The organism is Methylobacterium sp. XJLW, assembly GCF_003254375.1.
Lineage (GTDB): Bacteria > Pseudomonadota > Alphaproteobacteria > Rhizobiales > Beijerinckiaceae > Methylobacterium > Methylobacterium fujisawaense.
In genome coordinates, this window is record NZ_CP016429.1 from 2,595,359 (window position 1) to 2,609,255 (window position 13,897).

A 13,897-nucleotide genomic window follows, 5' to 3' on the forward strand; every position below is an offset into this window, starting at 1 on the left:
TGTCCCGGGACACGCTTCGCCGGAACTTCGGGGCTGTCGCGGGTTAGCTGCGGACGACCCGGCGCCGCGTCAAGCCGGCGCCACGCAGGACAGCATCGCGCATGACAGCATCGCGGCTGTCATGTCGTATCCGGGCGCGGATGTCGAGTTTGCTGCACGTCCGCGCGGCGTTTGCCTTCGGCGCCATCGGGATTTCGTCCGCCTCTGTTGCTGATTCGCTCGGGTCGGCGGGGGCGCGGGCCGCGGACCGCAGGCGTGGCCGACGGTTGATGCTGCAATGCAGCATCCCATCTAAGCGGCCGGACCAGGAGGCCGACATGAGCGAGCAATCCGGCGGCGAGCCGCACAATCCGGCCACCGCCGTCCCCGAGTCACCCGTCTCGGACGTGATCGAGGCGCAGTCCGCCCAGGGGTCGGGCCACGTGCTGGCCGGGCCCAAGGCGGAGAAGCCGGTGGCCCTGGCGCTGCAGGGCGGCGGTGCGCACGGCGCCTTCACCTGGGGCGTCCTCGATGCGCTGATCGAAGATGGGCGTCTGGGCTTCGAGGCGGTCACGGGGGCGAGCGCGGGCGCGATGAATGCCGTCGTCCTCGTGGATGGCTGGCTCAAGGGCGGCCCGGACGGAGCCCGCGAGGGTCTGGAGCGGTTCTGGCGCGAGGTCAGCCTCGACGGCGACCTGGGCCCGGCCCAGCGCAACTTCGTCAGCGGCCTGTTCAGTCTTTGGAAGGGCAATCCGGTGGCCGAGTTCTGGGCCAAGATGCTGGCGCCGAGCCCCTACGTGTCGAACCCGCTCAACATCAACCCGCTGCGCAAGGCGCTGGCCAAGCAGGTCGATTTCGACCGCCTGCGCGAGGCCGACACGGCGGGCCTGTTCGTCTCGGCCACCAATGTCTGGACGGGCAAGCTCGCGGTCTTCGAGCGTGAGCGGCTGACCGTCGATCACCTGATGGCTTCGGCCTGCCTGCCCACCGTCTTCCAGGCGGTGGAGATCGACGGCGTGCCTTATTGGGACGGCGGCTATCTCGGCAATCCGCCGCTCTACCCCCTGCATCGCGGCGCCCAGACCCGCGACATCGTGCTCGTGCAGATCAACCCCGTGGAGCGGCGGGAGACCCCGCGCACGGAGGCCGAGATCCGCGACCGGCTGAACGAGATCACCTTCAACGCCAACCTGATGCGGGAATTGCGGGCGATCGACTTCCTTGACGGGCTGATCGAGGAAGGCGTTCTCGGCCAGGGCCAGTATCGCCGGGTCCTGGTGCACCGCATCGACGGGACCGACGCATTGGAGGACTACAACGCCGCCTCCAAGCTCGACGCCCGCTGGACCGTCTTCAAGCGCCTGCGCGACAAGGGCCGCGCCGCCGCGCAAGCCTGGCTCGCAGAGAATTATGACGCAGTCGGCCGAGACTGTACGGTCGACCTGCAGCAGGCATATCAATGAGCTGATCCCCCGTCCGACCTGGCCCGTTGCGGCCGCGGGACGTCCGAGCCGGAGACCTGCCATGACGCTGCTGCGCCGCGAGGCTCTCATCCTGATCGGTGCCGGCCTTGCCGGCACTGCCCGCGCCGCCGAGGCCATGCGGGCCACGGACTTCGCCTTCGAGACGCCCGAGGGCGCGCCGATGCCGCTCTCGGCCTATGCGGGAAAGCCGATCCTGGTGGTCAACACCGCCACGGCCTGCGGCTATGCCGGGCAACTCTCCGGGCTCCAGACGCTCTGGACGCGGTTCGGCGACCGGGGGCTCACGGTCCTGGGCGTGCCCTCGCCGGATTTCGGCAATCAGGAGCCGCTGGACGGGCCGGCCATCGCGGAGGCCGCCCGGAAGAATCACGGCGTCACCTTTCCGCTCACCGCCAAGACCCGGGTGAAGATGCCGGGCGCCCACCCGTTCTACCGCTGGGCAGCGGCCGAGCGCCCGGCCGAGACGCCGCGCTGGAATTTTCACAAGTACTTGATCGCCCGGGACGGCACCCTGGCGGCGGCCTTCGCCACGCAGGTCGAGCCGACGGATCCGCGGGTGATCTCGGGCATCGCGGCAGCCCTCGATCAGGCCTGACATCCGAGACCCGGCCGACAGGCGGGATTAAAAGGCCGCTGCCTCGCGTTCACATCCCATGGCATCGGACAAGAACACGCGCCCGGACCTCCTCGACCTGATGGTGCCCCTGCGGCGCTACGCGCGTTCGCTGACCCGCGACGCGCTGCGGGCCGACGATCTCGTGCACGATACCCTGGTGCGGGCGCTGGAGATGCAGGGCACGCTCCGGCCCAACACCAATCTGCGCACCTGGATGATGACGGTGCTGCACAACGCCTTCATCGACGAGCAGCGCCGCCGGCAGGTCGAGGCCCGTCACGCCGACACGCTGGTGCGGATGACCGAGGACATGGCCCCGCCGGCCCAGGAGGGCCAGGTGCGCCTCGCCCAGATTCGGCAGGCGTTCCTCAAGCTGCCGGAGGAGCAGCGCGCCGCGCTCCATCTCGTCACGCTGGAAGGCATGGCCTACGCCGATGCGGCCGCTGTGCTGGGCATTCCGATCGGCACATTGATGTCCCGTCTCGGCCGCGGCCGGGCGGCCCTGCGGGCCTTCGAAGAGGGGACGCGGGCCGACCGGGCCTCCGGCGAAGGGGAGCCGTCCCGGGCACCCGAGACGCGTCGCGGGCCACCCTCAACCCTCCGGCTCGTCGTGTCCGACGAGCCGAAAAGCGGGTCCAACTGGCACCTCCGACGCGCCGTCGGCGAGAGCTGAGGACCGCGCCGACACAGGTCCGGCGCCCGCGGGCGCCGGTGCCGATTGAACGATTGCGACCGGCGGATCGCCTCCGGGCACGCTGGATTCGAGGACTTTCACGATGATCGATCCGATCACAGACGACGATCTCATCGCCTTCGTCGACGGGCAGATCGACCCGATGCGCCGTCTCGACGTCGAGGCCCATCTCGCGGCCAACCCCGAGTCCGCGGCCCGGGTGATGGCCGAGATGCACGATCGCGACGCCCTGCGGGCCTGTTTCGAGCGCGTTCCCGGGCCCGGGCCGGACCGGAACGTCGTTCTGGCGCGTCGCTTCGACCGGAATTTGCGCTGGCGCCGGGTCGCCTCGCGCCTGAAGCGGGCCGCGGCCATCGCGGTGCTCGTGGGGGCGGGCTGGCTCGCCCATGACGAGATCGGCCGCTTCGGCGTTCCCGACACCCAGGCGGCGACGCCGGACCCGGCCCTGATCGCGGATGCGCGCCAGGCCCGGGTCGTTGCGCAGCTGCGCAAGAGCATGGGCGGCCAAGCCGACGATCCGGTCTACGACCGGCCGCGCCTGCGCTCGGCGACGGGTATCGATCTCCCGGCCCTGCCGGATGGCTGGCGCGTCCGCGACATCCAGGTCTTCCCCGCCCGGCACGGCACCGGGATCGAGGTCGCTCTGGAGGCCGGTCGGTTCGGCGAGGCGTCGCTGTTCGCCACCCGCGGCATCCGCGGCGGTCCGACGACGCTCACCGGCTCGGATGACGGCGACGTCGTGTCGTGGAATGCCGGCGACACGGCCTACGCCCTGAGCGGCCCGCGGGACGACACGGATCTCCGGCAGGCGGCGCGCCTCCTCGGCGCGGCGATCCGCTGACGGCGTCCCGGCGGTACCCGGCCGGAGGGCGCTGACCCCGCCCCGGCCCCTTCGACAGGCCCCCTCGACAGGGCGCCCCGGCGGGTGCCAAAGATCGGCCATGCAGGCCGCGGATTCAGCACGGGACGATGACGGGCTCGCCGCCCTGTTCGAGGCCGCCCGGGCGGTGCGTGACCGGGCGCATGCGCCCTATTCCCGCTTCCCGGTCGGTGCGGCGCTCCGCGACGAGCGCGGCGTCATCCATGCCGGCTGCAACGTGGAGAACGCCGCCTACCCGGTCGGGACCTGCGCGGAGGCCGGAGCGATCGCCGCCATGGTGGCGGCCGGAGGCCGGCGCATCGCGGCGATCCTGGTCTGCGGCGACGGCGTCGGCCTGGTGACGCCCTGCGGTGCCTGCCGCCAGCGGATCCGCGAGTTCGCCGGACCGGACACGCCGATTCATGCCGCCGGACCGGGCGGCGTCGCCCGCAGCTTCACCTTGGCGGAGCTGCTGCCGGAATCCTTCGGCCCGGAGACGCTGGGTGAGTGAGGCGGCTGCCCGCGACGCCCTGCGCGACGCCGGTTTCGCAGGACCCTACGCCTGCGCGGTGGTCACCGGCACCGGCCTCGGCGGCATCGCCGCCGCCCTGACGGATGCCATCGTCGTCGACTACGCGGCGATTCCCGGTTTTCCGGGGCCGGGCGTCAGCGGTCACGGCGGCCGGCTGCACCGCGGTCGTCTCGCAGGTCGGCCGGTCCTGATCTTCGAGGGGCGGGCCCACGCGTACGAGCGCGGTGATCCGGCGGTGATGCGGGTGCCCCTCGCTTGCGCCCGGCACCTCGGCGCCCGACGTCTGCTGCTCACCAACGCCTCCGGATCGCTGCGGCCTGGGACGGGGCCGGGCAGCCTCGTGCTGCTCGCCGACCACATCAACCTGTCCGGCCTGAACCCGCTGATCGGCGAGGCCAGCGACGCCCGGTTCGTGCCGATGACCGCGGCCTACGATCCGGATCTGCGGACGCGGCTGCGCGCGGCGGCGGCGGCCTGCGGCCTGCCCCTCGGGGAGGGGATCTACGCGTGGTTCTCCGGCCCGAGCTTCGAGACGCCCGCGGAGGTCCGGATGGCCGGCATCCTGGGGGCCGACCTCGTGGGCATGTCCACGGTGCCCGAGGTGATCCTCGCCCGATTCCTCGACCTGCCGGTGGCGGCGGTCTCGGTGGTGACGAACCTCGCGGCCGGGATCGCCGGGGGCGCGCCGCACCACGCGGAGACGAAGGCGGTCGCGGCGCGGACCGCGGAGGATCTCGGCCGCCTGATCCGGGCCTTCGTGGCCCATCTGCCCGATGGAGAGACCGCCGATGACTGAGTTCGAAGCCGGCGCGGTCGCCCGCCGGGCCCTGCCGCTCCTCGACCTCACCGATCTCGGCGAGACCTGTACCGAACCCAGGATCGACGCCCTCTGCCGGGACGCGAAGCGCGGCGGCGTCGCGGCGATCTGCGTCTGGCCGCGCTTCATCGAGCAGGGGGCGCGGGCGCTCGCGGGCACCGGCATCCGGATCGCCACGGTGATCAACTTCCCGGACGGCGGCGAGGATTGCGCCCGCGCCACCGACGACACCGCCGAGGCCCTGCGCGACGGGGCGGACGAGATCGACCTCGTCCTGCCTTACCGCGCCCTGTTGCGGGGCGAGGCGGCGATCGCCCGCGACATGGTGGAGGCGGTGCGCGACACCTGCGGATCCGCGATCCTCAAGGTGATCCTGGAGACGGGCGAGCTCGCCGATCCCGATCGGATCCGGGAGGCCAGCCGGATCGCCCTGGAGGCGGGCGCCGACTTCCTGAAGACCTCCACGGGCAAGAGCGCGGTCTCGGCGACGCCGGAGGCTGCCGAGGCGATGCTGGATGAGATCCGGGCGAGCGGCCGGCCCGCCGGCCTCAAGGTCTCCGGCGGCCTGCGCAGCATCGCCGACGCAGCCACCTACCTGGCTCTTGCCGACCGCCTCATGGGTCCCGCCTGGGTGAGCCCCAAGACCTTCCGGCTCGGGGCGAGCAGCCTGTTCGCGGCCTTGATCCAGGCCCGGGAGTCGTGAACGTGCGGCTGCCTCAGGAGACGATCCGGGCCAAGCGCGACGGCCTTCCCCTCGACCCGGAGGCGATCGACGCTTTCGTCCGTGGCCTCACCGACGGCACGGTGGGGGAGGGGCAGGCGGCGGCTTTCGCCATGGCGGTGTTCTTCCGCGGGCTTTCCCTTCCGGAGCGGGTGGCCCTGACCCGCGCGATGGCCGAGTCGGGCCGTGTCCTCGCCTGGGATCTGCCGGGGCCGGTCCTCGACAAGCACTCGACCGGCGGCGTCGGCGACGCGGTGAGCCTGCCGCTGGCGCCGATGGTCGCGGCCTGCGGCGGCTACGTGCCGATGATCTCGGGGCGCGGCCTCGGCCATACAGGCGGGACGCTGGACAAGCTCGGCAGTATACCGGGCTATGACGCGACGCCCGGATTGGACGCGTTCCGCAGGGTCGTCCGGGACGTCGGCTGCGCGATCATCGGCCAGACCGCCGACCTCGCCCCGGCCGACCGGCGCCTCTACGCGATCCGCGACGTGACCGGCACGGTCGAGTCCCTCGACCTGATCACCGCCTCGATCCTGTCGAAGAAGCTCGCCGCCGGGCTCGACGGGCTGGTGATGGACGTCAAGCAGGGGGGCGGGGCCTTCATGGCGACGCTGCCGGAGGCGCGGGCCCTGGCCGAGAGCATCGTCACGGTGGCGGAGGGCGCCGGCCTGCGCACCGCCGCGCTGATCACCGACATGGATGCGCCGCTGGCCAGTGCGGCCGGCAACGCCGTCGAGGTCGCCTACGCGATCGCGTATCTGATAGGCGCCCGCCGCGAGCCGCGCTTCCACGCGGTCACGCTGGCACTGGGAGCCGAGATGCTGGTCGTCGGCGGTCTGGCGCCGGACCGCGACAGCGCCGCCGAGCGACTGGAGCAGGCGCTCGCGTCGGGCCGGGCGGCCGATTGCTTCGCCCGCATGGTCAAGGCTCTCGGCGGGCCGGGTGATCTGCTGGAGAGGCCGGCAACCTATCTACCCGCGGCGCCGGTGCGGCGGCCGGTCCACCAGGATGGGACCGTTGCGGCGGTCGCCACACGGGCTTTGGGCCTGGCGGTGATCGGGCTCGGTGGCGGGCGGACGCAGCCGGGGGACTTGATCGATCCGCGTGTGGGCTTCACGGATCTCGCCGGCCCCGGTGCGTCCGGTGGCCTGCTGGGGGTCGTCCACGCCGCCGATGAGGCCTCGGCGGATCGCGCGGAGGCTGCCTTGCGCGCCGCCTACCGGATCGGCGACGCGCCGTCGGATCGGCTGCCCGTCATCGAACGGGTGAGGGCGGCATGAGGGCCGGCGTGAGGGCCGGCGCGCGCCCCGCCTGAGCGAGACGCACGCCGTCAGTGCTTACCAGCGGCCGTAGCCGTGGCGATGGCCCCAGCCGCCGTGATGGTGGTGACGCGGGCCGAAGCCATGGTTGCGCCAGCCGTAATGGCGTCCCCGTCCCCAGCCGCCATGATGATGATGGCGCGGACCGAAGCCATGGTGGCCCCAGCCGCCGTGACGGGGACCGTAGCCGTAGCCATACTGGACGGTGTGGATGTCCCCGCTGTCAGCCTGAAGCCCGGCGTCGAGGCTCAGCGGAGCGGCCATGGCCGGGGCCGCAAAGGCCAGCCCGCCGAAGGCAAGGGCGGCTGCAAAGCGGGTCCGTGCAGTCTTGGTGAACATCGGCACTTTCCTGTTCCACGCCGGCCGCGTTGGCGCGTCCGGCCGTGTCTCAGGTATGCGCCTTTCAAGTTGACGCAAACGTGACCTGTTCGCTCAGGCCGTGTTCATGTCAGGGTCGGCGATAGACCCAGACCCGGGCCGGGGGCAGGTTCAGCCACACCCGGTTGGAACGGTCGGCGGTATAGCTGCCGGCTTCGCAACGGGCCGGGATCGGCGGCACGACCGCGTAGGTGAACTGCACGAACGGAGCCCCCGGCCGCATCAGGTCGTGGGCGGTGTTGAGCAGGTCCAGCCGCTGCTCCAACGGCTTGGTGAACAGCGGCAGGCTCGAGATCGTGGCCGCCGCGGGCTGCGTCAGCACGTCCTGAAGGCTCGCCCGCATGTTGTAGGCATCGCCCTGAATGACCCGCACACCGGGGAAGCGGTGGGTCAGGAGGCGGCAGAAATCAGGATTGAATTCCACGAGGATCAGGCGCTCCGGCGCAACGCCGCGCCGGATCAGCGCTTCGGTCACGGGACCGGTGCCGGGGCCGAGTTCGACCACCGGTCCTTCCAGGCGCGGGTCGACATAGGCGGCCATGGTGCGCGCGAGCATCTTGCCCGACGGCGTCACCGCACCCGTGACGAGGGGCCGCTCGAGCCACGAACGCAGGAACCGGGCCTCGTCCTCCAGGGGGTCGCGCCGCGGCCCGAAAATCGCGCTCCTGCCGACAGGAGCCTTCGCGTTGGGACGGCGGAGCGGCGGCAAGTCCTGGATTCCTTGATGCCGAATGAGAATGAAAGGCTGAAGAACGGCGTTGTCTTACAGTCAAGGCGGCGCGTCGCCTAGGGGACCCAAGCCACGCCGGCCGCTTGCATAACGGGTCTTCCCAGGATTCGGATCCGGCTCACGGCCGGACCGCGCCCCCGAAGAAGTCCCGGACCTTCGAGAAGAAGCCGGCGGATTCGGGATGATTCTCCGGCGAGGCCGACTGATCGAACTCCTGGAGCAACTCGCGCTGGCGCTTGGTCAGGTTCTGCGGGGTCTCGACGAAGACCTGGATGTAGAGATCGCCGACCTCCCGCGAGCGGAGCACCGGCATGCCCTTGCCCTTGATGCGGAACTGCTTGGCGGTCTGCGTGCCCGCAGGGATGCGCACCTGCGTCTGCGAGCCGTCGATCACCGGCACGGTGATCTCGCCCGAGAGGGCGGCCGTCACCATCGAGATCGGCACCCGGCAGAACAGGTCGGCTCCGTCGCGCTGGAAGAATTCGTGCTGCTTGATCGACAGGAAGACGTAGAGATCGCCGGCCGGCCCGCCGCGCAGGCCGCTCTCGCCCTCGCCGGCGAGCCGGATGCGCAGGCCGTCATCGACCCCCGCGGGCACGTTGATGGAGAGGGTGCGCTCGCGGTTGACGCGGCCCGCGCCCTGGCAGGACGTGCAGGGATCGTCGACGATCTCGCCGCGGCCGTGGCAGTTTGGACAGGTACGCTCGATGGCGAAGAAGCCCTGGGCGGCCCGGACGCGGCCGTAGCCCGCGCAGGTCGGGCAGGTCCGGGGCTTCGAGCCCGGCTTGGCGCCCGAGCCGTCACAGGCCTCACAGGTCACCGAGGTCGGGATCCGGATGGTCTCGGCCTTGCCGGTGAAGGCCTCCTCCAGGGTGATCTCGAGGTTGTAGCGCAGATCCGCCCCGCGCTCGCGGCCCGGTGTGCCGCCGCGCCCGCGCGCCCCGCCGCCGCCGCCGCCGCGGCCGTCACCGAAGAAATTGTCGAAGATATCCGACATGAAGTCGCCGAACTCGTTGCCGAATCCGGGACCGCCGCCCCCGCCCTGGCTGAAGGCCGCGTGGCCGAACCGGTCGTAGGCGGCACGCTTCTGGCCGTCGGAGAGGCACTGATAGGCCTCGTTGATCTCCTTGAACTTGATCTCGGCGTCCTTGTCGCCGGGATTGCGGTCGGGATGAAAGGTCATCGCGAGCTTGCGGAAGGCGACCTTCATCTCGCTTTCCGTGGCGGTCTTGGTGACCCCCAGGATCTCGTAATAGTCCCGCTTCGACATCCCAACCCGTCTCCGGACAATCCATCCGCGCCCTGTCTCGGGGCGCGGCGCGGCCGCCTCGCAGGAGGCGTCCAGACGGCGCCGTGATCCCTGAACCCCGCCGCGCCGACGCCCGCCGCGGCGGGGCTTCGGGACGCGGGTTTGCGCAGGATGTGCGGACCGATGCACGTCGCGATTCGCGCTCTAGCACGGGCCGGCAGCCCGCGGCTCCGATCCGGGCGATATCCCGCGTCCTGCGGCGCCTGCGCAACAGCGCGTGTCAAGCAAAGGCGGGGCCGGATCGCTCCGGCCCCGCACGGTCGTCTCCGACCCGCGCCTCAGGCGCGCTTCTTCTGGTCCTTCTCGTCGACCTCCTGGAAGTCGGCGTCGATCACGTCGTCCTTCTTCTCGGAGGCCGCCTCGGCACCGGCGTCGGGGCCGGCCGCCTGATTGGCGGCGTACATGGCCTCGCCGAGCTTCATCGAGGCCTGCATCAGGTCCGTGGTGCGGGCCTTGATGGCTTCAACATCCTCGCCCTCGAGGGCGGTCTTGAGCGCGGTCATCGCGGTCTCGATAGCGCCCTTGTCGGCGGCCGGGACCTTGTCGCCGTACTCGGTCACCGACTTCTCGGTGGCGTGGATCAGGCTCTCGCCCTGGTTCTTCACCTCGACCAGCTCGCGGCGCTTCTTGTCGGCCTCGGCATTCGCCTCGGCGTCCTTCACCATCCGGTCGATGTCGGCGTCCGACAGGCCGCCCGAGGCCTGGATGCGGATCTGGTGCTCCTTGTTGGTCGCCTTGTCCTTGGCCGTCACGTTGACGATGCCGTTGGCGTCGATGTCGAAGGTCACCTCGATCTGCGGCATGCCGCGGGGCGCCGGCGGGATGCCGACGAGATCGAACTGGCCTAGCAGCTTGTTGTCGGCCGCCATCTCGCGCTCGCCCTGGAAGACCCGGATCGTGACGGCGTTCTGATTGTCCTCCGCCGTCGAGAAGGTCTGGGACTTCTTGGTCGGGATCGTGGTGTTGCGGTCGATGAGCCGGGTGAACACGCCGCCCAGCGTCTCGATGCCCAGCGACAGCGGGGTCACGTCGAGGAGCAACACGTCCTTGACGTCGCCCTGGAGGACGCCGGCCTGCACGGCGGCGCCGATGGCCACGACCTCATCCGGGTTGACGCCCTTGTGGGGCTCCTTGCCGAAGAAGGACTTCACCACCTCCTGGATCTTCGGCATGCGGATCATGCCGCCGACCAGCACCACCTCGTCGATCTCGGAGGCCGAGACGCCGGCATCCTTGAGCGCCTTGCGGCAGGGCTCGATCGTCCGCTGCACCAGATCGTCGACCAGCGACTCGAACTTCGCCCGGCTGAGCTTCAGCGCGAGGTGCTTCGGGCCGGTGTTGTCGGCGGTGATGTAGGGCAGGTTGATCTCGGTCTGGGTGGCCGAGGACAGCTCGATCTTGGCCTTCTCGGCCGCCTCCTTGAGGCGCTGGAGGGCGAGCTTGTCCTTGGTCAGGTCGATGCCCTGCTCCTTCTTGAACTCGGAGGTCAGGTATTCGACGATCCGGTTGTCGAAATCCTCGCCGCCCAGGAAGGTGTCGCCGTTGGTGGACTTCACCTCGAACACGCCGTCGCCGATCTCAAGGATCGACACGTCGAAGGTGCCGCCGCCGAGGTCGTAGACCGCGATCGTGCCGGCCTTCTTCTTGTCGAGGCCGTAGGCGAGCGCCGCCGCGGTCGGCTCGTTGATGATGCGCAGAACCTCAAGGCCCGCGATCTTGCCGGCATCCTTGGTGGCCTGGCGCTGGGCGTCGTTGAAGTAGGCGGGGACGGTGATGACGGCCTGCGTCACCGGCTGGCCGAGATGGGCCTCCGCGGTCTCCTTCATCTTCTGCAGCGTGAAGGCGGAGATCTGCGACGGCGAATACTTCTTGCCGTCCGCCTCGACCCAGGCGTCGCCGTTGTCGCCGCGGGCGATCTTGTAGGGGACGAGGCCCTTGTCCTTCTGGGTCAGCGGATCGTCGTAGGTGCGGCCGATCAGCCGCTTGATGGCGAAGAACGTGCGCTCGGGGTTCGTGACCGCCTGGCGCTTGGCCGGCTGGCCGACGAGCCGCTCGCCGTCATCCGTGAAGGCGACGATCGACGGCGTGGTGCGCGCGCCTTCCGAATTCTCGATGACCTTGGGCTGCGTGCCATCCATCACGGCCACGCAGGAATTGGTGGTGCCCAGGTCGATGCCGATAACTTTACCCATGGCGGGATCCCTCTTTTCGTCGCGTTCAAGCAGACCGCCGAGCCCCGAAGCAGCTCGGCCCATGGCGGTGTACGGAGGTGATGTGAGTATGGGACCCGGGCCGGATCAAGGGCCGTGAACGGCTGAAACCCAGCGCGCAATCCCGCGTCGAGGGCGATATAAGAACCCCGTTCCGGGCTCGCAAGGCGAAGCCTGCGCGGCGGCATTCATCCCGCACAGGCGCGCCATATCCTTGTCATTCCGGCAGGATCTCGCCGCAGGGCCGCCCTCTGCCCGGCGGCGTGACTGCATTTTGTTGCTTCGCTGCCACGTCGGCGCCATCGACGCCGTGTTAACGCTTCGACAAGGGGTTGCGCGTGGCCCCGCCACTTCGTGTCCCCGTCGTAGAGTCCGATGCGCCCGATCCGCAGTCTCCTGCTTCCGATCCTGGCGGTCGCCGTCGCGGCGCCCGGGATGCTCGCCGCCCCTCCGGCGCAGGCCCAGAATTTCTTCGAGCGCCTGTTCGGCATCAAGCCGGAGCGGCCGCCGGTGCCGCCCCGCGGCCTCCCGGAGGCGCCGCCGGCTCCGGCCGCGCCGGGCGAGCCGGGTCCGCCCGCGGCCCCTGAGGCGCCCCGGCCCGCCCCTGCGCCGGCCCGCCCGATCGTTCTGAAGACGCCCTCCGAGGACGGCGTGATCGGCCAGGATCTGCAGCTCAACGGCCTGTCCGGAACCCTGAAGCTGGAACGGTCCGGCACCGCCGTCACGGCACGGATCAAGCTGCCGGGGACCAAGATCTCGCAGCCGGCGGAATCCTGCACGGTTCCCCTCGCCGGCGGCAACCCGGTGACGCTCAGCGCCGAGGGCAAGCCCGAGGGCGTGCCGCGCTTCGAGGCGGCCGGGGCCGAGTGCCCGCTGCGCTTCGACGTGACCGAGGGCGGCGTCCTGGTCTCGAGCCTCGGTGCGGGCCCGATCTGTACCTTCTCGGCGGCGGATTGCGCCACGACGCCGGTGGGCCTCTGGGGGCCGGCCGCCGCCACCCTGATCCCGCGGGCCGGCGAGTTCGACACCGCCCGGGGCGTCGCCGACAAGGCCGTTCGGGACAATTACAAGCTGATGACCCAGCGCGCCCGGCGCGAGGACGTGCGGCCGATCGTCAGCGAGCAGGCGGCCTTCTCGTCGGACCGGGAGCAGCTCTGCCGCACCTATGCGCGGGAGGGCACACACGGGTTCTGCCACCTGCGGGTGACGGAGAACCGCGCCCTGGCCCTGGCGACCCGGCTTGGCGCCAACACGGCGACGCCCACGGCCGCCGTCGCGCCGCGCAGGCCGCGTCCCAAGCCCGCCGTCGAAGGCATGAACCCGGACGCGGCCGGCGGCGGCGACGTGCTTCCGGAATAGGTGGAAGTGCGGCGCGCCGGGTCCGTCGGCCCGGCGCTCTGACGCCCGCGTCATCGCGAACGCTGGGCAGCGGCTCAGGGCGGCAGGAGGCCGGACAGCCTGCGACCAGACAGCCTCAGACCGGACAGCCTGGGCCGGCGGGATTGCCCCGCTCGCAAGCACCGGGGCGCCGCAAATCTCCGAAGTCGGTGCCGATCAGGCCCGGCCGGCGGTCATCGACAGCATCGCCGGGTCGATGCCGTTGGCCCGCAGGGCGAGGTCGTACTTGGCGTCGAGGTCGGCGTTGAAGATCAGGGCCGGGTCGGCCGGGCAGTTGAGCCAGCCATTGGCCATGATCTCGCTCTCCAGCTGCCCCGCCTGCCAGCCGGCATAGCCCAACGCCAGCACGGCGCTCGCCGGCCCCTCGCCGCTGGCGATGGCGCGGAGGATCTCCACGGTTGCGGTCAGGCAGATGCCGTCGTCGATGATCAGCGTCGATTGCTGGATGTGGAAATCGTCGCTGTGGAGCACGAAGCCGCGCCGTCCTTCCACCGGACCGCCCATCAGGACCGGCATGTGGCCGACCCGCTCGCGCAGGCGAATCGCATCCGCCTCGGGCGCCACGTCGAGCTGGACCAAGAGGTCCGGCATGCTGATGTCGGTCGCCGCCTTGTTGACGATGATGCCCATCGCCCCGTCGGCGGAATGGGCGCAGACATAGATCACCGAACGGGCGAAGCGCTCGTCGGCCATGCCGGGCATGGCCACGAGGAATTGCCCGTCGAGGAAGTTCGGACCCGACAGCTCCGTCTGAAGCGGCGACGCGGCCTTGCCGGCCAGCGAAGACGCTGCCGACGGGGGATCGGGCCTGCGGTGCGGAGGGTGCGCCATGCGTCCATGCTACGCCC

14 protein-coding genes are annotated in these 13,897 nt (G+C 70.8%); 9 read left to right on the top strand and 5 right to left on the bottom strand.

All coding sequences use genetic code 11. The features are described from left to right. Positions 1–317: 317 nt before the first annotated feature. The 8 genes from A3862_RS12030 (at position 318) to deoA (ending at position 6,985) form a co-directional block, all read left to right on the top strand. Positions 318–1,442, top strand: coding sequence for a patatin-like phospholipase family protein (locus A3862_RS12030; protein WP_043759188.1), 1,125 nt, complete (start codon positions 318–320; stop codon positions 1,440–1,442). A gap of 61 nt (positions 1,443–1,503) precedes the next feature. Next, positions 1,504–2,058: a glutathione peroxidase gene (locus tag A3862_RS12035; protein WP_043347523.1), complete on the top strand. Its 555-nt coding sequence runs from the start codon at positions 1,504–1,506 to the stop codon at positions 2,056–2,058. A 58-nt stretch (positions 2,059–2,116) separates the two neighbouring features. After that, positions 2,117–2,752, top strand: a complete 636-nt coding sequence (locus A3862_RS12040; protein ID WP_043759186.1) for a sigma-70 family RNA polymerase sigma factor — start codon at positions 2,117–2,119, stop codon at positions 2,750–2,752. A gap of 103 nt (positions 2,753–2,855) precedes the next feature. After that, entirely contained in the window at positions 2,856–3,614 is a 759-nt protein-coding gene (locus tag A3862_RS12045; protein WP_043759185.1) for an anti-sigma factor, read from the top strand. A 100-nt stretch (positions 3,615–3,714) separates the two neighbouring features. After that, positions 3,715–4,143: a cytidine deaminase gene (locus tag A3862_RS12050; RefSeq protein WP_051045123.1), complete on the top strand. Its 429-nt coding sequence runs from the start codon at positions 3,715–3,717 to the stop codon at positions 4,141–4,143. Further along, positions 4,136–4,960: a purine-nucleoside phosphorylase gene (locus A3862_RS12055; RefSeq protein ID WP_043759184.1), complete on the top strand. Its 825-nt coding sequence runs from the start codon at positions 4,136–4,138 to the stop codon at positions 4,958–4,960. The genes A3862_RS12050 and A3862_RS12055 overlap by 8 nt, the downstream gene beginning before the upstream one ends. Then, on the top strand, positions 4,953–5,684 hold the full coding sequence (deoC, locus tag A3862_RS12060; protein ID WP_043759183.1) for a deoxyribose-phosphate aldolase: 732 nt from the start codon (positions 4,953–4,955) through the stop codon (positions 5,682–5,684). The genes A3862_RS12055 and deoC overlap by 8 nt, the downstream gene beginning before the upstream one ends. Before the next feature lie 2 nt (positions 5,685–5,686). Next, positions 5,687–6,985 (top strand): thymidine phosphorylase, encoded by a 1,299-nt coding sequence (deoA, locus tag A3862_RS12065; protein ID WP_043761434.1) that lies wholly within the window; start codon positions 5,687–5,689, stop codon positions 6,983–6,985. A gap of 57 nt (positions 6,986–7,042) precedes the next feature. Here deoA and A3862_RS12070 read toward each other — a convergent pair whose 3' ends face one another. From A3862_RS12070 to dnaK, 4 genes are all read right to left on the bottom strand, one after another. Next, a complete protein-coding gene (locus A3862_RS12070; protein ID WP_043357856.1) occupies positions 7,043–7,363 on the bottom strand; it encodes a hypothetical protein in 321 nt (106 codons plus the stop codon). A 109-nt stretch (positions 7,364–7,472) separates the two neighbouring features. Further along, positions 7,473–8,111, bottom strand: a complete 639-nt coding sequence (locus A3862_RS12075; protein WP_043357854.1) for a class I SAM-dependent methyltransferase — start codon at positions 8,109–8,111, stop codon at positions 7,473–7,475. Between the two features lie 139 nt (positions 8,112–8,250). Then, positions 8,251–9,402 (bottom strand): molecular chaperone DnaJ, encoded by a 1,152-nt coding sequence (gene dnaJ, locus A3862_RS12080; protein ID WP_043759182.1) that lies wholly within the window; start codon positions 9,400–9,402, stop codon positions 8,251–8,253. Between the two features lie 317 nt (positions 9,403–9,719). Next, complete coding sequence (gene dnaK / locus A3862_RS12085; protein WP_043357850.1) at positions 9,720–11,633, bottom strand: molecular chaperone DnaK; 1,914 nt, start codon at positions 11,631–11,633, stop codon at positions 9,720–9,722. Positions 11,634–12,026: 393 nt separating this feature from the next. On the opposite strand from dnaK, the gene A3862_RS12090 reads away from it, so the two are divergent. Continuing rightward, a complete protein-coding gene (locus A3862_RS12090; RefSeq protein WP_043385225.1) occupies positions 12,027–13,010 on the top strand; it encodes a hypothetical protein in 984 nt (327 codons plus the stop codon). Between the two features lie 195 nt (positions 13,011–13,205). Here A3862_RS12090 and A3862_RS12095 read toward each other — a convergent pair whose 3' ends face one another. Then, complete coding sequence (locus tag A3862_RS12095; protein ID WP_236953005.1) at positions 13,206–13,751, bottom strand: YqgE/AlgH family protein; 546 nt, start codon at positions 13,749–13,751, stop codon at positions 13,206–13,208. Between the last annotated feature and the right edge of the window lie 146 nt (positions 13,752–13,897).